Annotated in this window: 22 protein-coding genes; 11 read left to right on the plus strand and 11 right to left on the minus strand. The window is 66.4% G+C overall.

The genetic code is table 11. The annotated features are described in order from the left end of the window. Both NG900_RS25390 and NG900_RS25395 read left to right on the plus strand, forming a co-directional pair. Complete coding sequence (locus tag NG900_RS25390; protein WP_252684972.1) at positions 1-1,143, plus strand: ABC transporter substrate-binding protein; 1,143 nt, start codon at positions 1-3, stop codon at positions 1,141-1,143. Between the two features lie 72 nt (positions 1,144-1,215). Next, positions 1,216-1,728: a MarR family winged helix-turn-helix transcriptional regulator gene (locus NG900_RS25395; protein ID WP_252685010.1), complete on the plus strand. Its 513-nt coding sequence runs from the start codon at positions 1,216-1,218 to the stop codon at positions 1,726-1,728. Between the two features lie 102 nt (positions 1,729-1,830). Here the strand turns inward: NG900_RS25395 and NG900_RS25400 are convergent, their stop codons facing one another. Then, positions 1,831-2,172 (minus strand): hypothetical protein, encoded by a 342-nt coding sequence (locus NG900_RS25400; protein ID WP_252684974.1) that lies wholly within the window; start codon positions 2,170-2,172, stop codon positions 1,831-1,833. 333 nt (positions 2,173-2,505) lie between these two features. Between NG900_RS25400 and NG900_RS25405 the strand changes: the two genes are divergently transcribed. After that, positions 2,506-3,726 carry a cyclic di-GMP phosphodiesterase gene (locus tag NG900_RS25405; protein WP_252684976.1) on the plus strand — a complete coding sequence of 407 codons (1,221 nt, stop codon included), beginning with the start codon at positions 2,506-2,508 and terminating at the stop codon, positions 3,724-3,726. 9 nt (positions 3,727-3,735) lie between these two features. Here the strand turns inward: NG900_RS25405 and NG900_RS25410 are convergent, their stop codons facing one another. Further along, positions 3,736-3,906: a hypothetical protein gene (locus NG900_RS25410; RefSeq protein ID WP_252684978.1), complete on the minus strand. Its 171-nt coding sequence runs from the start codon at positions 3,904-3,906 to the stop codon at positions 3,736-3,738. A 229-nt stretch (positions 3,907-4,135) separates the two neighbouring features. On the opposite strand from NG900_RS25410, the gene NG900_RS25415 reads away from it, so the two are divergent. The 3 genes from NG900_RS25415 to NG900_RS25425 all read left to right on the plus strand — a co-directional run bounded on the left by NG900_RS25415 (position 4,136) and on the right by NG900_RS25425 (position 7,909). After that, positions 4,136-5,122, plus strand: coding sequence for a DUF6685 family protein (locus NG900_RS25415; RefSeq protein WP_252684979.1), 987 nt, complete (start codon positions 4,136-4,138; stop codon positions 5,120-5,122). 160 nt (positions 5,123-5,282) lie between these two features. Then, positions 5,283-5,660, plus strand: coding sequence for a hypothetical protein (locus NG900_RS25420; protein ID WP_252684981.1), 378 nt, complete (start codon positions 5,283-5,285; stop codon positions 5,658-5,660). 86 nt (positions 5,661-5,746) lie between these two features. Then, positions 5,747-7,909: a TonB-dependent receptor gene (locus NG900_RS25425; RefSeq protein ID WP_252684983.1), complete on the plus strand. Its 2,163-nt coding sequence runs from the start codon at positions 5,747-5,749 to the stop codon at positions 7,907-7,909. Positions 7,910-7,948: 39 nt separating this feature from the next. Here NG900_RS25425 and NG900_RS25430 read toward each other — a convergent pair whose 3' ends face one another. Both NG900_RS25430 and NG900_RS25435 read right to left on the minus strand, forming a co-directional pair. Further along, positions 7,949-8,593 (minus strand): hypothetical protein, encoded by a 645-nt coding sequence (locus tag NG900_RS25430; protein WP_252684985.1) that lies wholly within the window; start codon positions 8,591-8,593, stop codon positions 7,949-7,951. Positions 8,594-8,729: 136 nt separating this feature from the next. Beyond that, positions 8,730-9,317: a hypothetical protein gene (locus NG900_RS25435; RefSeq protein WP_252684987.1), complete on the minus strand. Its 588-nt coding sequence runs from the start codon at positions 9,315-9,317 to the stop codon at positions 8,730-8,732. Between the two features lie 165 nt (positions 9,318-9,482). Here NG900_RS25435 and NG900_RS25440 point away from each other — a divergent pair, with 165 nt between their 5' ends. Continuing rightward, complete coding sequence (locus NG900_RS25440) at positions 9,483-9,791, plus strand: hypothetical protein (protein WP_252684989.1); 309 nt, start codon at positions 9,483-9,485, stop codon at positions 9,789-9,791. Beyond that, positions 9,788-9,991 carry a hypothetical protein gene (locus tag NG900_RS25445; RefSeq protein ID WP_252684991.1) on the plus strand — a complete coding sequence of 68 codons (204 nt, stop codon included), beginning with the start codon at positions 9,788-9,790 and terminating at the stop codon, positions 9,989-9,991. Before NG900_RS25440 ends, NG900_RS25445 begins: the two co-directional genes overlap by 4 nt. Before the next feature lie 36 nt (positions 9,992-10,027). Here NG900_RS25445 and NG900_RS25450 read toward each other — a convergent pair whose 3' ends face one another. After that, a complete protein-coding gene (locus NG900_RS25450) occupies positions 10,028-10,381 on the minus strand; it encodes a hypothetical protein (protein WP_252684993.1) in 354 nt (117 codons plus the stop codon). Positions 10,382-10,585: 204 nt separating this feature from the next. Between NG900_RS25450 and NG900_RS25455 the strand changes: the two genes are divergently transcribed. Beyond that, positions 10,586-12,049 (plus strand): aminotransferase-like domain-containing protein, encoded by a 1,464-nt coding sequence (locus NG900_RS25455; protein ID WP_252684994.1) that lies wholly within the window; start codon positions 10,586-10,588, stop codon positions 12,047-12,049. Positions 12,050-12,058: 9 nt separating this feature from the next. On the opposite strand, the gene NG900_RS25460 is transcribed toward NG900_RS25455, so the two are convergent. From NG900_RS25460 to NG900_RS25475, 4 genes are read right to left on the minus strand one after another with little or no spacing between them, the layout of a single operon-like run. Then, entirely contained in the window at positions 12,059-12,712 is a 654-nt protein-coding gene (locus tag NG900_RS25460) for a PqiC family protein (protein ID WP_252684995.1), read from the minus strand. Next, positions 12,709-14,352 carry a PqiB family protein gene (locus NG900_RS25465; RefSeq protein WP_252684996.1) on the minus strand — a complete coding sequence of 548 codons (1,644 nt, stop codon included), beginning with the start codon at positions 14,350-14,352 and terminating at the stop codon, positions 12,709-12,711. Before NG900_RS25465 ends, NG900_RS25460 begins: the two co-directional genes overlap by 4 nt. After that, positions 14,349-15,071: a paraquat-inducible protein A gene (locus NG900_RS25470; RefSeq protein WP_252684998.1), complete on the minus strand. Its 723-nt coding sequence runs from the start codon at positions 15,069-15,071 to the stop codon at positions 14,349-14,351. Before NG900_RS25470 ends, NG900_RS25465 begins: the two co-directional genes overlap by 4 nt. Then, entirely contained in the window at positions 15,068-15,874 is an 807-nt protein-coding gene (locus NG900_RS25475; RefSeq protein ID WP_252685000.1) for a paraquat-inducible protein A, read from the minus strand. Before NG900_RS25475 ends, NG900_RS25470 begins: the two co-directional genes overlap by 4 nt. Positions 15,875-16,127: 253 nt before the next feature. Here NG900_RS25475 and NG900_RS25480 point away from each other — a divergent pair, with 253 nt between their 5' ends. Next, positions 16,128-16,622, plus strand: a complete 495-nt coding sequence (locus tag NG900_RS25480) for a hypothetical protein (RefSeq protein ID WP_252685012.1) — start codon at positions 16,128-16,130, stop codon at positions 16,620-16,622. On the opposite strand, the gene fghA is transcribed toward NG900_RS25480, so the two are convergent. Further along, on the minus strand, positions 16,619-17,482 hold the full coding sequence (gene fghA, locus NG900_RS25485; protein WP_252685002.1) for an S-formylglutathione hydrolase: 864 nt from the start codon (positions 17,480-17,482) through the stop codon (positions 16,619-16,621). The two genes, NG900_RS25480 and fghA, sit on opposite strands and share 4 nt — an antisense overlap. 11 nt (positions 17,483-17,493) lie before the next feature. Continuing rightward, positions 17,494-18,600 (minus strand): S-(hydroxymethyl)glutathione dehydrogenase/class III alcohol dehydrogenase, encoded by a 1,107-nt coding sequence (locus tag NG900_RS25490; RefSeq protein ID WP_252685004.1) that lies wholly within the window; start codon positions 18,598-18,600, stop codon positions 17,494-17,496. A gap of 231 nt (positions 18,601-18,831) precedes the next feature. Here NG900_RS25490 and NG900_RS25495 point away from each other — a divergent pair. Next, positions 18,832-19,752, plus strand: a 921-nt coding sequence (locus NG900_RS25495; protein ID WP_252685006.1) for a cache domain-containing protein, incomplete at its 3' end; no start/stop codon positions are given.

Here is a 19,752-nt window from a genome sequence, read left to right on the forward strand (position 1 = left end):
ATGACCATCCGCCGCACCGTCTGCGCCGCTGCCGCGCTGCTGCTTGCTACCGCCACTGTCGGTGCCCATGCCGAAGTCGTCGTTGGTGTCAGCCTGTCGACCACAGGACCATCGGCGTCGCTCGGCATCACGCAGAAGAACTCGCTGGCGTTCTATCCGGACACCATCGGCGGCGAGAAGCTGCGCCTCGTGGTGGTGGACGATGCGTCCGACCCGAGCACCGGCACGCGCCTGGCGCGCAAGCTGGTGACGGAGGACCACGTCGACATCATCGTCGGCTCGTCCGCCGTGGCGCCGTCGATCGCGATTGCCGAAGTCGCGACGGAATCGCACACACCGCAACTGTCGCTGGCGCCCGTCGAGCTGAAGCCGGGCAAGGGCGACTGGACGTACCGCCTGGCGCAGCCGATCTCGCTGATGGCCGAGGCGATTGCCGCGCGCATGGCGGCGTCGGGCGTCAAGAACGTCGGCTTCATCGGCTTTTCCGACGCGTATGGCGAGAGCTGGCTGAAGGACTTCACCGCAGCGGCCACGCCGCGCGGCATCAAGATCGTCGACGTGGAGCGCTATGCCCGCGCCGATACCAGCGTGACGGGGCAGGTCGCCAAGCTCACCAGCATCAAGCCCGATGCGATCCTGGTGGCCGGGGCGGGCACCGGCGCCGCGCTGCCGCACACGGCGTTGCGCGATCGCGGCTATGCGGGGCCGATCTACCAGACGCACGGCGCTGCCACGAAGGACCTGATCCGCATTGGCGGCAAGACTGTCGATGGCGCGATCCTGCCCGCCGGGCCGGTCATCGTGGCCGAGCAACTGCCCGACAGCCATCCGAGCAAGAAGACCGCGCTGGAATACGTCACGCGCTACGAAAAGGCCAACGGCCCCGACACGCGCACGCAGTTCGGCGCCCACACGTGGGATGCGCTGCAGGTGCTTCAGCGCATCGTGCCGGTGGCGCTCAAGAAGGTGAAGCCCGGCACGCCTGAGTTCCGCCAGGCGCTGAAGACCGCGCTGGAATCGGAGCGCGACATCGTCGTCTCGCACGGCGTGCTCAACTACACCGCCACCGTCCATTTCGGCTTTGACGCGCGCGGCCGCGTGCTGTTGACCATCGACCACGGCAAATGGAAGCTGCTGGATTGAAGCGCACGCGCGTGCATGGCCGACAGGCGCATCGCCGACGATAATCGAGGGGATTCCACCATCGATGCCACCATGCCGCGCAGCCCCAAAGCCGACGACCTGTATCCCGCCGTGGCCCCCTCGGGCCATTTCGATCCGCACGTGGCGGACGTGGAGTACGGCGCCCTCGACGGGCTGGTCGGCTATGCCGTGCGGCGCGCGCAGCTGTACATCTACGAAGATTTCGTGCGCTCGCTGCAGGCCTGGAACATCACGCCGCCGCGCTTCTCGGCCATGACCGTGATCGCGCACAACCCCGACCTCAAGCTCACGGAGCTGGCCAATATCCTGGGCGTGGCGCGATCGGGCGCGGTGTTGCTGGTCGATACGCTGGAGGACATGGGCATGGTCGAGCGGCAGCCCTCGCCGAAAGACCGGCGCGCCTTCCGCCTGGTGCTGACCGCCAAGGGCGCGACAACGCTGGAGGACATCACCCGGGCCGTCACCGCGCACGATGCCCGCGTGACGGCGCATCTCTCGCCCGACGAGCGGCAGACCCTGCTGACCCTGCTCAACAAGCTGGCAGCGGGGGCGGGCGCCGCCTGAACCGACCTCCGCAAACGCTCGCGCAAATGAGAAGCGGCCCCAACGCGGGCCGCTTCGTCTTGGTGCCGGGCGCTTCAGCGCCACAGAGGGGCGTCAGCGGCCTCAGCGTTTCTTGGCGTCGATGGCCTGCTGCCAGAGATCCTTGTCGGGCGGATACAGCGAATCGAAGTACTCGCGAAGCGCGCAGATCTCCTGGACGATCTGGAACGGAAAGCCCTGGCGGCCGCCGCGCTCATCGATCTGCAGGCTGTTCAGATAGCGCCGGCATCCGACGAAGTCGGTCCACTTGGCGGCGATCGTGTTGATGACGCGGGGAAACTGTTGGCCGAGCTCGATCGGCCGCACCTCGTCGGGCAGGGTCGCGAGCCAGCGGATGGCGTCGCGGTTGAGCGCGAAGTCATCGGGGCTCTGTTGCTTGCGTTGGGAAATAGGATCTTGGGTCATGTCGGATCGGCATCCTTAAGGCTTAGTGTACCCCGGCCGAGGCCGGCTGCCAGCCCGGCGGAGGCGGGTTTTGATGCGTCACCTGCTTGACCGGCCGCGGGCGTGCCCGTGTTGACCCATGTGCCCTGCGCCGCGCCTGCTGTGCCGCTCACGCGCCGCGCGGACCACATTCGGCCTCAAGTTTTGGCCGGGCTTGCCGATAAGCCAAGCGCGGCTCGACTCGCTAGTGGCCCAGAGCACCCACGCGAAGGCGAGGACGGCGCCAGTGTCGTTTGGCACGCCGCTTCCTATTTCAATCAAAAAACCGGACTTCGAGCCGAGGGCAGGCAGGGTATGAAGCAAATCGATGCGAGCCAATTGCGTGTCGGCATGTTTGTGATGAAGCTGGGCGGGTCCTGGCTCAAGCATCCGTTCTGGCGAGCGCAATTCCAGTTGTCGCACCAGGGGCAGATCGACGACATCCGCAAGGCGGGGATCAACGAGGTCTGGATCGACCCTGAGCGCGGCGAAGACGTCATGCCCGAAACGCTGATGCCCACCCCGACCCCGGTGAAGGCGTCCGAGCCCGAGCCGCTCACGCGTGAATCCGTGGCGGCGCGCCCGCCGATCAAGCCCACGTCGCTCAAGGAAGAGTGGAAGCATGCCCAGCAGCTGATGCAGAACGGCAAGGCCACGCTGGGCCACATGTTCGCGGAGGCACGCATGGGTCGGGCGATGCAGACCGACAAGGCGCTTCTGCTGGTGGACGACGTATCGAATTCGCTGGCGCGCAACTCCTACGCGCTGATTGCACTGGCGCGCCTGAAGAACAAGGACGACTACACCTACCTGCATTCGTTTGCCGTTTGCGCGCTGATGGTGGCCCTGGCCAAGACGCTGGGCTTGCCCGAAGAGCAGATCCGCGAATGCGGGCTGGGCGGGCTGGTGCACGACATCGGCAAATCGGCCATGCCGCGCACGCTGCTCGACAAGAGCACGGCGCTCACCAAGGACGAACTGGCACTGCTGCAGACCCACGCGGTGGGTGGGCACCACGTGCTGCAGGGCTCCGGGCAGTTCAGCGAGATCGCGCGCGAGATCTGCCTGCACCACCACGAACGGATCGACGGCAGCGGCTACCCCGATGCGCAGAAGGCCGACGCCATCAGCCTGTGGGCCAAGATGGGCGCCATCTGCGACGTGTACGACACGCTCACGTCGAGCAGCCCGTACCACCATGCGTGGTCGCCGGCGCAGGCGCTGAAATACATGATGGCGCGCACCGACACGCAGTTCGATCGCACCGTGTTCCAGGCCTTCACGCGCAGCGTGGGCATCTATCCGGTCGGCACGCTGGTCAAGCTGCGCACCAACCGGCTGGGCGTGGTCGTCAACCAGAACGAGGCCTCGGCGCTCAAGCCCGACGTGGTGATCTTCTACTCGGGCAACACCAAGACGCGCGTGCGCCCCGAGCGCATCAGCCTGAGCAAGTCCGACGATGCCATCGTGACCGTGGAAGACGCCACCACCTGGGGCCTGTCGGACGAGGAAGTCTCCGACATGTGCTTGGTCTGAGCGGCGGGTTCAGACGTCTTCTACGGGCGGTTCGTTCTGCTCGGGTTTGCCGGGGCGGGTGTCACGCGGTACGAGCGGGTTGCCCGGCTTGTGTTCGTGCGGCTCCCGCGGGGCTTCAGGCCCGCCGGGCCGCGGCGGCTGCGTCGTATCGGTTTCGGAACGGCTGGGCTTGGTGGACATCGCGGTCTCCTGGTTGGCAGATGCCCCTCTTGCAGCATGCTGCGCGCCTGGCAAGCCCCTATGTGGCATGTGTATTTTTCTTAACACGGACTTCAACAAACTTCATGGCATACCCCTCTAAAGTGGGGTACGGTTGCGTCGTTGGTTTTTACATTGCCGAACAATCGCCACGCATTCAGAGCGATGTCGGCAGTCCGCAATCAAACGATTCAGTCTTCCGGGGGGTGACATGAACGTTTCCAATTGGCTGCATAAGGCGTCGGACTGGGTGATGCAGTCGCGCGCTTTCAATGTCACGCAATCGGTTGCGCACCATCGCACGGAAAGCGATGCGCTGTCGCACTGGAAACTCGATATCTGGCACAAGAGCGTGCCGTTCCTGTTCGAAGCTGGCTTAGCCGAGCCCGCGCATCAGCTGTTTCCCAAGCATCTGGCGCATGCCGATTGGGTGGACGAGCTGCATCACCATCTGAGCCAACTCGTGGGTGTGCGTCGCGAGCAGTGCAAGATCGATATCCGCGCGGTGACGGGGCTGGCGCAGTCGCCGTGCTCGGTGCATTCGTTTCCGAGCATGCTGGTGTTTGCGCATCAGCATTGCCGCCGCATTCCGCACAGCACGGATGCCGACTTCGCCGCCAACCAGCGCCACGTATTCCGCCACGCAGACCAGGCCAACGTGTTTCGCGCCTACGACTTTGCCGGCGGCGAGCTGTTCTACATGAACGAGTGGGGCGCGCATCATTTCGCCGCGCTGGCGTTGCAGGCTCGCACGCAAAACCGTGTGTTGCTGGTTGACGCCGAGGTGCGCCATGCACGCTCCGCACTGGGGCTGCGCCGGCTGCTCGATCGCTTTTACGTGATCGGCGCACGCCGCCAGGCCCAGCAACGCTATGGCACGCGCCTGTCGGAAGCGCTGGCGGGCCACCAGGTGCCGCATCGCTGGATGCACGGCCGCCGCGAGGCCGAAGGCTTCGAGCTGTGCTTCCTGCCCAAGTCGGACCGCTTTGCCAACTGCGTGGGCGAACAGCTCGTGCGTGATGGCTGGTTCGACTACGGCGCCTGGCTGGCCGGCCTGCACGATGCCACCGAGGTGGGCGCACCCGCGCAACGGGCTGAGGCAGCGCGCAAAGCCCGCCCGAACTGGAAGCGCGTGCCGGTGTCGGGCCTGGGCGTGTCGACGGGCCTCATGCCGGGTTTTGCGCACACGCGCTTGTAATGCGGGCGCGATAGGGTCGCGGGGCTGGCGCTTTTTCTGCTGCCGCCCCTCCGCCTGATGGATTGCTGAATCAGGCGGCCGGTGTCAGAATTCGCAACTTAGTTGCATTGGCGTGCTGAGTGATGGGTCACTTCACGCGCCGGCATCTGCGTCCCTGACTGTGCGTTCCTTCCGCTCCTCCTTCCTCCACCTGCGTTGGCTGGCGTGCCTGCTGACCGTGTTCCTGCTGTTTGGACAGCAGGGTGCGATGCACCACGCGCTGTCGCATTGGAACGAGTTGGGTGAAGGGACTGCGGTCGAGTTCCGCGCAACCTCCGGTGCCAAGCCAGCTGGCGCGGAACGCAGCCAGCCCGCGCAGGAGCATGCCGCGTGCATGCAGTGCGCGGCCTTTGCTGCGTTGGCCGCCGCCCTGCCGATGCTGGTGGTGCTGCGGCTGCGCAGCACGCGTCGCTGGCACTTTCCGCATGTCGATCTGCACGCGGGTGCGCCGGTCTTTCCGGTGGCCGTGTGTTCGCGCGACCCGCCCTTCAGCCTTTGATTCCTGCCGTGCCCATCCGCTCGTGCGCCGCGTTGATGCGTGCGCGAGCTTCTGTCTGAAGCATCCGCTCGATTCAAAGGTCTTTCATGATTCCGTTCCAGCCCCGCAAGCTGGTGATGGCGCTTGCCGCCGTCTTGCCATCCGTCGCCGCCGTGTCCGCGTTCGCGCAGGAAGCGGCGACACCCGCGCCCGCCACCGCGCGCGACCTTAGCGAAACCCGCGTGACCGCCAAGCGCCTGGATGCCGCGCGCAACGGGTTGTCGCCCGACACCGGCAGCTCCGTCTACAAGTTCGACACCGACGACATCGCGCGCCTGCCAATGGGCGATGCGACCCCGCTGAACCAGGTGCTGCTGCAGGCGCCGGGCGTGGTGCAGGATTCCTACGGCCAACTGCACGTACGCGGCGACCACTCCAACCTGCAGTACCGCATCAACGGCGTGGTCATCCCCGAGCCGATCAGCGGCTTCGGGCAGATGCTCGACACGCGCTTCGCCAACCAGATCAACGTGCTGACCGGCGCGCTGCCGGCGCAGTATGGCTATCGCACCGCCGGCATTGTCGACATCACCACCAAGGGCGCGTCCACCGATGAGGACGGCGAACCCAAGGCCTTCGGCGGCGAGATCGGCACCGTGCTCGGCAGCAACGCCACGCACGAGGTCAACGCGCAGATCCAGGGCACGAAAGACCGCTTCAGCTATTACCTGTCGGGCGTGTTCATGGAGAACAACCTCGGCATCGAAAACCCCACGAGCAACCGCAACGCCACGCACGACCACACCACGCAGAACAAGTCGTTCGGCATGCTCTCGTACCTGCTCGACAACGACAGCCGCGTGAGCTTCATGTTCGGCACGTCCAACGGCCGCTTCCAGATTCCGACGCGCCCGGGGCTCGAGCCGAAGTTCACGCTGGGCGGCGCACAGGGTCCAACATTCCCGCCAGCATCGGAAGCGCTCAACGCCAACCAGCGCGAGAAGACCGACTTCCAGATCCTGACGTATCAGCAGAAGGTGTCGCCCACGCTGGACTATCAGGTATCGCTGTTCCGCCGCTCCAGCCGCATCGACTACATGCCGGATCCGATTGGCGACCTGGTCTACAACGGCGTGGCCGCCGACATCACGCGCCGCAACGAGGCCTATGGCGTGCAGGGCGACGCAAGCTACAAGCTGGGCGACAAGCACACGCTGCGCTTTGGCGTGTTCGCGCAGCGCGAGCGCTACGTGGCGGACAACACCTCAAGCGTATTCGCTGCGGACGCTACGGGCGCGCAAACCAGCACCACTCCGTTCACCATCGTGGACAACCACAGCGGCAGCGGCACGACCATGGGCGTGTATCTGCAGGACGAGTGGAAGCCGACTGACAGGCTCACCGTCAACTACGGCGCGCGCTACGACCACGTCAACACCATCGTCAGCGAGCAGCAACTGAGCCCGCGCCTGGGCCTGACGTATGACCTGACGCCACGCACCCGCGTGCATGCGGGCTACGCGCGCTACTTCACGCCGCCGCCCACCGAGAAGTTCGATACCACCTCGGTGCAGGCCTTTGCCGGCACGACCAATGCGCTGCCGTCGGATGCCAATACGGCCGTCAAGTCGGAGCGCTCGAACTACTTTGACCTGGGCGTCTCGCACCAGCTCACGCCGCATCTGACGCTGGGCCTCGATGCGTACTACCGCGACGTGCGCCACCTGCAGGATGAAGGGCAGTTCGGCAATGCGCTGCTGTACTCGGCGTTCAACTTCCAGCGCGGCCGCATCTACGGCCTGGAAGGCAGCGCCAACTATCGCAACGGCAACCTGGGCGCGTATGTGAACGTGGCGGTGTCACGTGCGCAGGGCAAGGGGATCGAGACCGGCCAGTTCAACTTTGATGCGGACGCGCTCGCGTACATCAACAACCACTGGGTCAACCTCGATCATGACCAGCGCCTGACCGCATCGGCTGGCGTGTCGTACCTCTACGCGGGCACGACGTTCACGAGCGACGTGCTGTTCGGTACGGGCCTGCGCAACGGCTTTGCCAACACCGACCACCTGCCGGCCTACTGGCAGATGAACGTGGGCGCCGCGCGCGATTTCAACCTGCCGATGGTGGGCAAGTTCAAGACACGCCTGACCGTGCTGAATCTCTTCGATCGCAGCTACGAGATGCGCGACGGCACGGGTATCGGCGTGGGCGCACCGCAGTTTGCACCGCGGCGCACCTTCCTGTTGTCTGTGAGCAAGCCGTTCTAAGCAAGACGGGCCAGCGCGCAGGGCTGGCCCGGACTCGCATCACATCGGCGGGACCGTCCCGTCCTTGCCGACCAGCACGCGCTGCGCGATCAGCGTGCCTTGCGCATCCGGACGCACGAACAGGATGACGTGGGCGCCGGCTTTCAGATCATCGCGCTTGGCCGGCACGAAGGTGACGATGGGCACGCTGGGCGGCACCACGATGCGCTGCTCCCCATCCTTGTACTTGACCGACAGCGTGCGGCCCTGCGTGCCCGCCTTTGCGTCGGTGACGGCGCCGGCCTGTTCGACCGTGCCGTTGGTCATGCTGCTGTTCGGGCCCATGTCATAGGGGCGGTGGCCGTCGCCGGTGCCGCGCATGGCTTCGGGAAACACGTGCACTTCCAGCGCGCGCAGCGTGCCGTCGGGCTGCTTGACGGCGGCCGTGCCGATGTAGCTGCCGGCGCGGATGGCCGAGGGTTCGGTCGGCGCGACCTGTGTCACGTTGACGTCCACCGGCAATGTCACCGTGGCCTTGTTGCCGGCGTTGTCGGTCACATCGACTGCCGTGCTGTGTACGGCATCGATGGTGGCGCGGACACGCGTCGGCGCGGGGGCCGTTTGCGCGGATGCGGCCAGCGGAAAGAGCGCCATCACCACAGTGGCAAGCGCAGCGGTACGGGCAGAAAAGTGTCGACGGATCATCGGAGGGGGCTCCAAGGTTCACCCGGCGCGGGTGCGGCGGGCCCGCGTATGACGCATAAGGCCTACGCCGGTCCGCTGCCAGTCTATCTGCGTGCGCCCGGGCTTGCAGCGGGCGGCTGTCTTCATCTGAATCACCTCAACTGCGATGTTGACCCGGCACGCGCTTGCCCTTGTATGTGGGGCGGTTGCGTCGCATGTTGTCGGACCAGTCGGTGCCTCCGCCCGTGGGCGATTGCACGGGCACGTCGCGGGTACCGGGCTGTTGTTCGATGGGGGTGTCGTCCAGGTCAACGGCATCGGGGGCGTCGGCGTCGTCGTTCTCGCCGGCCAAGCCGGTGGCGTGTTCGAAGCTCTCGTCGTCGATGGGTATGTCGACTTCAGGATCATGTACGTCGCGTATGGCATCGGGCATCAGGTCGCCGCCTTCGCGGGTGACGGGTTCGTGCCCCGCCGCGCGGCGCTCGCCGGTGCCGGTGGAGTCGGTGTCGCTGTCGAGGTTGACGTCGCCCAAGTCCGCGCCTGCTGTGCGGTTGGCTGCGTTGCCGTGCGGGTGCACGGCAGGGTCCTCGTCAAAGCGGTCTTCGACATCACTGCCCAAGCCCGGGCCTCCCACCACGTCGCTGCCCGAGTCTGAACTGTCGGATGGGCCGAGTGCGTCGGTGCCGTGGCCCTTGCCGGTTTGGGCCGGCGCTTCGCCGGTGCGATACAGGTTGCTGGTTGCCATGTGGAATCTCCATGCGTGCTTGGCGCGCGGGAAGGCGCGACACTGCAGGTGCAGCAAGGCGGATACCTGCGTGGGGCGTGGTCATTGCGCAGGTGCGGCGGCACGTTCGTTGCGTGGCAATGGGTGACGGACGCGGGGTCCGTCGCAGAGACAAGGAGTCTGACGATGAAGCAACATGCACAGCCACAGCACAAGCCTGGTGCCCAATCGAGAGATCAACGCAAGGAACAGAAGGGCAAGGAACAGAAGGGCACGCCTAAGGCGAAAACGGACGAGCAAGCGGGTAGCGCTGCGAAGGAGCGGACGGAATCGGACCGCGCCGAGCGCACCTCGATGCAGCACGGCACGGACCAATCGGCCAAGCGCCCAATGCAGGTGCCCTCAGAGGACGGCCGCGCCGCCGCGCAGGAGGGGCAATTGCCGCAGAACCAGCAGCGCCTCGGCCAGCACCAGAACAGCCGCAAGCAGCCATGAGCACGCCCGGAATGCCCGCCCGTCACGACAAGCCCAAGGCGCCGCGGGGTGATCCGGCCGTCCGGCCTGTCGTGCCGGCCATCCCGAGCGAAAGTGGGGTGGGAGAAGAAGACCCAGGCGACTTTGAGAACGCATCGATCCGCTCGGACGACGGCTTGCGCCCCGGCACGCCGCGGCGCAAGCCGGAAGAACGGCGCTAGGGCGCTCGCCGTTTATCCACGGTTCAATCCGTTCAATCAGCCGCGCGATATCTGGCGCGGCTGAATCCATGTCATCAGCCGCCGCCACACCAGCGACCACGCAGGACGGCGTGCACCTTGCGGCGGAGCCACGATGCGCAGATGTACACCGCTGCGCGCGTTCGCATGCAGGCCCCACCAGCCCGACGTTTCCAGCACACGTGCGTGCCCCGCGCTGAGCGGCTGCCACAGCGTGGGCGGCATGTCGGGCAGCCACCGCGACGGGGGTTCGAGTTGCATGCTGCCTTCCAGGGCGACCAGGGTGGTACCGGCCGCGAGCCAGTGCAGGCACACGCGCCCCGCGCCAAGGGCCAGCCATTCGGGGTCGGGGGAGGGTGTCGTTGCGGTCATGTCGATCTCCTGAGCATGAGGGCAGCGTAGGCACAGGCGCGCAAGGCCAACAGGCACAGACCGCCCGATGTGGGGCGCAACAGCGGGGCCAATGTGCCGATCTGTTGCGGTACAGTTTGCCGTTGTCTGTATCTGTTGCGGTCGTGGCCGTGTCGGCATGATGTGTCGGACGCCTCACCCTGGCCGCATCCTCGCCCGCCCGCCATGTCTGTCACCGAGTTGACTTCACCGCCCGCGCAGCCGCTGTATCGGACGCTTGCCGACCATTACTTGGGCGCGATCCGCAGCGGGGTGCTGACGCCGGGTGAACGCATGCCCTCGGTGCGTACGTTGATGCGCACCCACGCGGTGAGCCTCTCCACGGCGCTGCAAGTGTGCCGGCATCTGGAATCAGAAGGCTGGCTGGAAGCGCGCGAGCGTTCGGGCTATTTCGTGCGTCAGCCGCGCCGCGCGTTGCTCGCACCGGTGAAGGAGCCGGAGGTGGCCACGCCCGATCCGGCCGCCTATGTGGGTGTACACGCACGTGTGTCAGCCATCGTGGCGCGCGGGCAGCAGGCCGACGTGCGCGTGGATTTGTCCGGGGCGAGCGGAGAGGCCACGCTGTATCCGTCCGCCGCGCTCAACCGGATTGCCACGCAGGTGCTGCGCCGGTATCCGCTACTGCTCACGCAGGCCGTCACGCCCAACGGGCATCCGGAGTTGCAGACCGCCGTGGCGCGCCGCGCGCTCGACATGGGCGTGCAGATCGCACCCGACGAGGTGATCGTCACGCACGGCTGTATCGAGGCACTGAATCTGGCGCTACGCGCCGTGACACAGCCCGGCGACACGGTGGCGGTGGAATCGCCCACCTACTACGGGTTGTTGCAAGTGCTGGAAAGCCTGGGACTACGCGCGGTGGAGATCCCCACCAGCCCGCGCACCGGCATGTCGATCGAAGCACTGGAAATGGCGGTGCAGGCGTACGGCAACATCCGCGCCGTCGTCGTGGTGCCTAACCTGCAGAACCCGCTCGGCTGCATCATGCCGGACGCGGCAAAGCGGCGCATGGCGGCCTTTTGCGACGCCAACCGCATCGTCCTGATCGAAGACGACACCTACAGCCCGATGGCCGACAGCCCCACGCCGCTCAAGGCCATCAAGGCGTGGGACCGCACGGGCAACGTGATCTACTGCGCGTCGTTGAGAAAGACGGTGGCGCCCGGCGTACGCCTGGGCTGGGTGATCGCCGGGCGTTGGCATGAGCGCGTGCAGATGCTCAAGTTCGCGCAGTCGCGGCCGAACGATTCGTTGCTGCAGGTGGTGGTGGGGCGCTTTGTTGCATCGGGCGCGTATGACCGCCACCTCCGCGCATTGCGGCAGACCTTGCGCGAACAGCGCGAGCGCATGGCGGAGTCGATTGCGGGGAGCTTTCCGGCCGGCACGCGGCTGCTGGTGCCGGCGGGCGGGTTTGCGATGTGGGTGGAACTGCCACCCAATGTGTCGTCGACGGATTTGTTCGAGGCGGCACTGGCGCAGGGCGTGCGCATTGCGCCGGGGACGATGTTCTCGAACCTGAACCGCTTCGATCACTATTTCCGCATCTGCTTCGGGTTGGCGCCGTCGGCCGACCTGGAAGCGGCGCTGGCCCTGCTGGGCCAGCTGACGCGGCAATTGTCAGAGCGCTGACCGGTCCGCCTACCGGCACCACGCCGGCACGGCAGACGGCGATTCCAGCCCCTGCACACTCTGCGCAATCTGCTGCGACCACTGTTGCACGAGCCGCTGCGTGGACGACACCACCGCATTCACACCGGCATTTGCGTCCGCACCTGCGGGCTGTGTCAGCGTCGTCTGGCAGGTGAGCGCCGCAGGCGTTGCATCTTGCGTGGCCAGGTCACGCGAGACGCGCCACGTCACCAGCGCCGTCACGCCCAGGCCGGGCCGCGCATCGTAGCTGCGCATCTCGGCGCCGATGCGGTAGAGGGGCACGCCCGCCGGCGCGGCGCCACCGCCCACGTCCACTGCTGAGAGCGTGCTTGCCAGGTCGGCCGACAGCGCATCGCGCAGTTCCGAGCCGAACGGCGCTGCCCAGCGCTGCTGTTCGAGTGCCACCACTTCGCTGTCCGAGGTGCGCAGCACAATCTGCGGCTTGTCCAGGCGATCGGGCACGCGCACGCCCGAGAGGCGGAAGGCGCGCTGGAAGCGGCCCATGTCTGCGGCCTCGGGGCGCACCGACAGCGTATGCAGCGTCGGCTCGGGCGAGGCGCACGCGGCGACCATCGCAACTGCGGCACAGGCGCCCGCCAGTCGAAGAGAAGAAGACAGCATCGTCAATTGCATCGGCATCATTGCGCGTCCTTTGCCTTGCCCCGGATCAGTGCTTCGGGGTGGCGGTCCAGATAGTCGGTCAGCACGCGCACCGAGGCCGCGGCCTTGGCCACCTGCTCCAGCGTGTCGCGCGCATTGCGCTGCAGCGGCGCATCGTCGGAGAAAATCTGGCGCGCGCTGTCGAGCGTGCGGCGGGCCTCGGCCAGCGTTTCCTTCATCTGCGGCGCCAGGTCGGTATTGACCGTCTTGGCCAGTTGCTCGGTCTGCCTGAGCGTGGTGTCCAGCGTGCCCAGCACACGGTGCAAGTCCTGGCCGATCTGGTCGAACGGCACCTTGTTGAGCTTCTTGGCGATGCCGGCGAGTTGCGCTTCGATGTCGTCGGTCGGGTTGTCGGCGGTCGGGAAGACGTAGGCGCCATCGCGATCGCGCAGGCCGAAGCGCGGCGGGGTCTTCTCGCGGTCGGCCGTGTCGATGAAGTCGAGGTTCACGAACTGCTGGCCCGTCAACAGGCTCGCGCTCTTCAGTTGCGCGCGCATGCCGTTCTTGACCAGCACGTCGAACTGCGTGCGCACATCCTCGGCGGCGTGCTCGGCGTTGTCGTCGCGGATGTCCATGCCAAAGCGCGTCGGATACAGCACGGCGGTAACGGGCAGCACGAACTCGTGACGCTTCTTGCTGTAGTGGATGCCGATCGACTTGATCTCGCCCACGTTGATACCCTTGAACTCCACTGGCGCACCGACCGTCAGGCCGCGCAGCGAGCGGTGGAAGTACATCACCACCGTTTGCGACAGATGCTCGGGATCCTTCAGCGCCATGGCTTCGTTGCGCACCAGCGGGAACTCGGCATCGGACGGCGCTACGGTGTGGTCTGCCTCTTCCGGTGTCTGGAAGGCGATGCCGCCCAGCGCGACGGTCAGCAGCGATTGCGTATCGACCTTCAGTCCGGTGGCGTCGAGCTTCAGATCGATACCGCTGGCGTTCCAGAACCGGGTGCCGCGCGCAACGAACCGATCGAACGGCGCATTGACGAAGATATGTACGGTGACGCCCTTGCCGTTGTCATCAATGTCGTAGGCCGTCACCTGGCCCACGCGCACGCGCCGGAAATACACTGGCGCGCCGATATCGAGCGAGCCCAGGTCGGGCGCATGCAGCGCAAACTGCTTGCCCGCCGTATCGGCATAGATGGCCGGTGGCGTATCGAGGCCCTTGAAGGTGGATTTCTTCTCGTGCGAGCGGCCGCCATCCACGCCGATGTAGGCGCCCGAGAGCAGCGTGCCAAGCCCAGAGATGCTGCCTGCTGCCACGCGCGGGCGCACCACCCAGAAGCGCGTGTCGGAAGCGGCAAAGGCCTTGCCGTCGTGCGTGAGTTCGATCAGTACCACGGCGCCGGAGCGGTCTTCGGTCAGGCCCACGGCCTTGACCACACCGATGTCGACGCTCTTGTACTTCACGCGCGTCTTGCCGGCTTCGATGCCCTCGGCCGAATTGAAGGTGACGCTCACCTGCGCGCCGCGCTCCAGGATCACGCGCGCCATGAGCGTGGCGCCCACCGCCAGCGCGACGATCGGCACCAGCCAGATCAGCGAGGGGAGCCAGCGTTTGCGCTTCATGCGACGCGGCGCCGGGACGTTGTTTTTATCGAGGGGGTCGGTCATGCGTCGGTCTCTTCGGGATCGGGCTCGTCGATGACGTCCCAGATCAGGCGGGGATCAAAACAGCGGGCGGCGAACATGGTCAACACGACCACGGCGGCAAACGGGGCAACACCGGGGCCGGGCTTGATGATGGCCAGTGTCGATAGGTGTACCAGGCCCGCGAGCAGCGTTACCACAAACACGTCGAGCATCGACCAGCGGCCGATGGCTTCGACGATCACGTACAGGCGTGTGCGCAACTTCGGGTTCCAGTGCCAGCGCTGCTGCACCGACAGGCACAGCACCGCCAGGATGCCGAGCTTGGCCAGCGGCACAAAGAAGCTGGCGATGAACACGATGATGGCCAGGTGCCACGAGCCCGACGTCCACAGGTAGACGATGCCGCTCATGATGGTGTCCTGCTGCGTGCCGAGCAGCGTGTCGGTGATCATCACCGGCAGCAGGTTGGCGGGCAGGTACATGGCGGCCGCCGCGATCAGGAGTGCCCAGCAGCGCATCAGGCTGTCGGGCTTGCGCACGTGCATGGGCGACATGCAGCGCGGGCAGACGGGCGCGGCGGCGGCCTCCGGGGCGTCGTCGTGGTCCAAGATGGCCTCGGCCGCAGCGGGAGCGTCGGGCATGCGCGCGAGCAGGCCGCAGCGTTCGCAGGCGGCAAGGCCGTGTGCGGCCGCGCGCAGCGGGCGGGCGGGTTGTGACGGGGTAGCGCTGGCAGCGGTCATGCGCGCTCCTCGCCGGGGCGGGCGGCTGCATCGAGGCCGGTCGGCGCATCGATCTGCGTGCCGGGCGGCAGCGTCAGCCCGATCTCGCGCCAGAACGGGCGCAGGTCGATCGACAGCGCGACCGTCAGGAACACCGTGAGCGCGGCGAACCCCCACAGGCCCGCATCGGCCTGCAGCGACACCATATGCGCCACCTTGATGAGCGCCACGATGGTGCCCAGCATGAAGATCTCGATCATGGCCCACGGACGGATCATCGCCGCCGCCCGCAGCGCCAGCGCCGCCGCCGGATGCTGCCGCCCCCGCAGCCGCGCGAGCAGCAGCGGCGTGAGCACCGACATGTACATCAGCGGACAAAGCAACGTGGTGATGCCCACCAGCGCGGCCGCGAACAGCATGTCGTAGCCGTACAGCGCCTCGATGGCACCCCACAGCGTGGTGGCGTGGCGGTTGCCGCCGCCGTTCATCTCGGCAATCGGGAAGATGTTGGCGACGATGTAGACGATGATGCCGGTCACCACGAGCGGCAGCAGCACCGAGAGCCGCTCGCTCTGGTTGCGATAGAGCTTGACGCCGCAGCGCGTGCAGTGCGCCTCTTCATCGAGCGCGATGACTTCGTGCCGGTGCAGCGTGTCGCAGTGCTCGCAGGCGATCCAGGCGTCGGGGTTGCCGGGCAAGGGCTGGGCGACCGGCGCAGCCGGGGTATCGGGAATGTCGCCCGCCGCGTGATCCGGCGTCGGCCCGCGGGCCGCGCGCCATGACCGTGGCAGCGGGAAAGGGAATTTCACGTTGAACAACTCCATCGTTGGACCGGCAACGCCATCGCAGCACCAGTCAGGCACGCGGTGGCAGGCCGGCAACAGCGCAGGCGATTATACATACACACTTGAATGTATAGACGAGTGCGCATACCCGCATTTTGACGGACCGGCGCACGCAAAAATCCCGCCATATACCCTTCTTGACGCTTTGTGCGGCGGCGGTGATGGGGGCGTGACGGCGGAACGGGCCTTGCTGTGGCCAGGGGGTACGTTTTCACTGTCTGAGGAGCCATCCATGACGTATCTTCGCGCATCTTCCTTGGTTGTTGCACTGGCGCTGGCGGGTAGCACGGGTGCCGCATTTGCGCAGGCGGCCGGCGCGCGGTCGAACAGCACGGTCGACGGGGGCGGCATGCCTGCAGCCGCTGCGATTGATTCCACCGCAACGGATTCGACCGCGACGGGCACCGGCGCCAACGGCGGCCGCGATGCCTCCCGCAACCGCAATGCAGCCAGCACACAGCCGCGGTCCGGTACGACGCCGCGCGGCGGGTACGGCGGAAATGCCAACGATTCCACCGGCGCTGTCATGCCGTCATCGCCGGCCGGAAATGCCATGGGTGGCGGATCCGGCGGCCCGGGCGTAGGCGGAGCGCCCGGCATGGGCACCTCAGGCGCACCGGGCATGGGGGGCGCGGTGGGCGCACCCGGCGGCAGCGCGGGCGCCGGGGCTGCGGGCGCCGGGGCGGGTGGTGCCGCTGGCGGCAATGCAGGGTCGGGCAGCCGCTAACGTAGCTGTGCCGCGTGATGCAGCAGGTGGTCCTCAATGAAGGTTTCGATGAAGTAGTAGCCGTGGTCATAGCCCGGGTGGCGGCGCAACTGCAGCGGTTGCCCAGCGGCGGTGCAGGCGGCGGCAAAATCTTCCGGATACAGCTGCTCGGCGAGGAATTTGTCGGCCTCGCCCTGATCGATCAGGATGCCGCCAGGGAACGGGCACTCCGCCTGCCGCATCAGCTGCGTGGCGTCGTGCGCGGCCCACTCGGTGCGGTCGTCCCCGAGGTACCCGGTGAACGCCTTGATCCCCCACGGGCAGACGGACGGATGTGCAATCGGCGCGAATGCCGAGACCGAGGCGAAGCGCTCGCGGTGGCGCAGCGCCAGCGTGAGGGCGCCGTGGCCACCCATTGAGTGCCCGAAGATGCCGATGCGCCCGGCCGCCACCGGAAAAGCCACGCGCACGATATGGTGCAGTTCCTCGGCGATGTAGCTCTCCATGCGGTAGTGCCTGCGCCACGGCGCCTGCGCGGCATCCAGATAGAAACCGGCACCGACGCCGAAATCCCAGTTGTCCGCTTCGCCGGGTACGTTGGCGCCGCGCGGGCTGGTATCGGGCGCGATCAGGATGAGACCTTCGCGCGCCGCCACGCGCTGCGCGCCGGCTTTGATGGCGAAGGTCTCTTCCGTGCAGGTCAGACCCGCCAGGTAGAACAGCGCGGAGCACCTCTCGCCTGCCAGTGCCTGCGGCGGCAGGTAGACCGAAAAGCGCATCGGCAGCCCGATCGCCGTCGAGGCGTGCCGATAGAAACGCTGCACGCCACCAAAGCAGGCGTGTTCGGAGATCAACTCAAGTGCGGGTACCGGGACGGTCATCTCGGTGCTCCTCAATACAGCACGACCGAACGGATCGACTCGCCGCGCTTCATCAGGTCGAAGCCCTCGTTGATGCGCTCCAGCGGCAGAGTGTGCGTAATCAGGTCGTCGATGTTGAGCTTGCCCTCCATGTACCAGTCGACGATCTTCGGCACATCGGTGCGGCCGCGTGCGCCGCCGAAGGCCGAGCCCTTCCACTCACGGCCAGTGACGAGCTGGAACGGGCGTGTGCTGATCTCCGCGCCGGCTTCGGCCACGCCGATGATGATCGACTGGCCCCAGCCCTTGTGGCAGCACTCCAGCGCCTGACGCATGACCTGCGTGTTGCCGATGCATTCGAACGAGTAGTCCGCACCGCCATCAGTGAGCTGAATGATGTGGTCGACCACGCTGCCGACGTCCTTCGGGTTGACGAAGTGCGTCATGCCGAATTTGCGCGCCATGGCTTCACGCGCCGGGTTCAGGTCCACGCCGATGATCTTGTCGGCGCCGACCATCTTGGCGCCCTGGATCACGTTCAGGCCGATGCCGCCCAGGCCGAACACGACCACGTTGGCGCCGGCTTCCACCTTGGCGGTGTACACCACTGCGCCCACGCCCGTGGTGACGCCGCAGCCGATGTAGCAGACCTTGTCGAACGGCGCATCGGGGCGGATCTTCGCCAGCGCGATCTCCGGCACCACGATGTGGTTGGCAAACGTGGACGTGCCCATGTAGTGGAAGATCGGCTTGCCGTCGAGCGAGAAGCGCGACGTACCGTCCGGCATCAGCCCCTTGCCTTGCGTGGCGCGGATCGCCTGGCACAGGTTGGTCTTGCGCGACAGGCAGAACTTGCACTGGCGGCATTCCGGTGTGTAGAGCGGGATGACGTGATCGCCAGCCTTGAGCGAGGTCACGCCCGCGCCCACCTCCAGCACGACGCCCGCGCCTTCATGGCCGAGGATGGCCGGGAAGATGCCCTCCGGGTCCGCACCCGAGAGCGTGTAGTAATCGGTATGGCAGATGCCGGTGGCCTTGATCTCGACCAGCACCTCGCCGGCGCGCGGGCCTTGCAGGTCGACTTCTTCCACGGTGAGCGGAGCACCGGCTTTCCAGGCGATGGCGGCTTTGGTTTTCATGCGCATTCCTTTTTCTTTTGTGTGACGAGATTGGCCAGCAGCGTGTTGACCGACGGGCGATTGTAGAGCGTTGCCTGCCAGGGCAACGTGGCATCTTCGTAACGCGAAGCACATCAGACTTCAGATTTCCTTAACGCGGCCGTTTCTTGTGCGACGGCAGGCCGACAGGGCCGTGTGCCGCATGCCTTACATGGCGGAACCGCCGCCGTGGACTTCGTAGGAAACGATACTGTGCTTGCATCCATCCGTACTCGCATTTTGCTGACCTGCGTTGCCATCGTGGTCGGCGCATTGACCTTCGCTGGCGGCCTCAACTATCTCGTCACGCGTTCGTACAACGACGCTTCCATCCAGCAGAACCTGCAATCCGTTGCGCGCGGCCACATCGCCGGCATTGACGACTGGGTCGCTTCCAAGACACAGATGATGGCGTCGTTGCAGGAGACAGCACTCTCCGCCGACCCGATTCCCGTATTCAAGGCCGTGCACCAGGCCGGCGGCTTCATCAACGTGTACGTCGGCTATCCCGACAAGACCTACAAGTTCTCCAACCCCGAAGGCATTCCGCCCACTTACGACCCGACCGCGCGTCCGTGGTACAAGCAGGCCGTGGACGCCGGCAAACCTGTGGTGACGCCACCGTATGTGAGCGCGAGCACCGGGCAACTGGTGGTCACCTTTGCCGTGCCCATTCTGCAGGGCGGCAGCCTCAAGGGCGTGATCGGCGGCGATGTGGCCATGGATAGCGTGATCGCCAACGTGAAGGCGATTCACCCGACACCGGCCAGCTTCGGCTTCCTCGTCAACGCCGCGGGCAAGATCGTTGCGCATGCGAACGACAAGCTCACGCTCAAGCCCGCGACCGACCTGTCGGCCAGCCTCAACGAAGCCACGCTGGCAACGCTGGCGCGGGCGGACAAGCCTGTGGAGGTGGCCATCGACGGTGCCACCAAGTTGCTTTATCGCCAGGGCGTGGCGGGCACCGACTGGGGCCTCGTGGTGGCGCTGGACAAGGCCGATGCCACCGCCGGCATGCGCTCGCTCGTGATGACGTCGATTGGCGCCCTGGTGGGCGTGGCCATCGTGGCAGCACTCATCGTGGGTGCCATGACGGCACGCGCGTTCCGCCGCCTGTCGATGATCCGCGATGCG

This window comes from Ralstonia soli, from assembly GCF_023955655.1.
Classification (GTDB): Bacteria; Pseudomonadota; Gammaproteobacteria; order Burkholderiales; family Burkholderiaceae; genus Ralstonia; species Ralstonia soli.

Coding starts and splice junctions, on each gene's coding strand:
- NG900_RS25390 (WP_252684972.1), top strand. CDS start 1: ATGACCATCCGCCGCACCGTCTGCGCCGCTGCCGCGCTGCTGCTTGCT.
- NG900_RS25395 (WP_252685010.1), top strand. CDS start 1,216: ATGCCGCGCAGCCCCAAAGCCGACGACCTGTATCCCGCCGTGGCCCCC.
- NG900_RS25400 (WP_252684974.1), bottom strand. CDS start 2,172: ATGACCCAAGATCCTATTTCCCAACGCAAGCAACAGAGCCCCGATGAC.
- NG900_RS25405 (WP_252684976.1), top strand. CDS start 2,506: ATGAAGCAAATCGATGCGAGCCAATTGCGTGTCGGCATGTTTGTGATG.
- NG900_RS25410 (WP_252684978.1), bottom strand. CDS start 3,906: ATGTCCACCAAGCCCAGCCGTTCCGAAACCGATACGACGCAGCCGCCG.
- NG900_RS25415 (WP_252684979.1), top strand. CDS start 4,136: ATGAACGTTTCCAATTGGCTGCATAAGGCGTCGGACTGGGTGATGCAG.
- NG900_RS25425 (WP_252684983.1), top strand. CDS start 5,747: ATGATTCCGTTCCAGCCCCGCAAGCTGGTGATGGCGCTTGCCGCCGTC.
- NG900_RS25430 (WP_252684985.1), bottom strand. CDS start 8,593: ATGATCCGTCGACACTTTTCTGCCCGTACCGCTGCGCTTGCCACTGTG.
- NG900_RS25435 (WP_252684987.1), bottom strand. CDS start 9,317: ATGGCAACCAGCAACCTGTATCGCACCGGCGAAGCGCCGGCCCAAACC.
- NG900_RS25440 (WP_252684989.1), top strand. CDS start 9,483: ATGAAGCAACATGCACAGCCACAGCACAAGCCTGGTGCCCAATCGAGA.
- NG900_RS25445 (WP_252684991.1), top strand. CDS start 9,788: ATGAGCACGCCCGGAATGCCCGCCCGTCACGACAAGCCCAAGGCGCCG.
- NG900_RS25450 (WP_252684993.1), bottom strand. CDS start 10,381: ATGACCGCAACGACACCCTCCCCCGACCCCGAATGGCTGGCCCTTGGC.
- NG900_RS25455 (WP_252684994.1), top strand. CDS start 10,586: ATGTCTGTCACCGAGTTGACTTCACCGCCCGCGCAGCCGCTGTATCGG.
- NG900_RS25460 (WP_252684995.1), bottom strand. CDS start 12,712: ATGATGCCGATGCAATTGACGATGCTGTCTTCTTCTCTTCGACTGGCG.
- NG900_RS25465 (WP_252684996.1), bottom strand. CDS start 14,352: ATGACCGACCCCCTCGATAAAAACAACGTCCCGGCGCCGCGTCGCATG.
- NG900_RS25470 (WP_252684998.1), bottom strand. CDS start 15,071: ATGACCGCTGCCAGCGCTACCCCGTCACAACCCGCCCGCCCGCTGCGC.
- NG900_RS25475 (WP_252685000.1), bottom strand. CDS start 15,874: ATGGAGTTGTTCAACGTGAAATTCCCTTTCCCGCTGCCACGGTCATGG.
- NG900_RS25480 (WP_252685012.1), top strand. CDS start 16,128: ATGACGTATCTTCGCGCATCTTCCTTGGTTGTTGCACTGGCGCTGGCG.
- fghA (WP_252685002.1), bottom strand. CDS start 17,482: ATGACCGTCCCGGTACCCGCACTTGAGTTGATCTCCGAACACGCCTGC.
- NG900_RS25490 (WP_252685004.1), bottom strand. CDS start 18,600: ATGAAAACCAAAGCCGCCATCGCCTGGAAAGCCGGTGCTCCGCTCACC.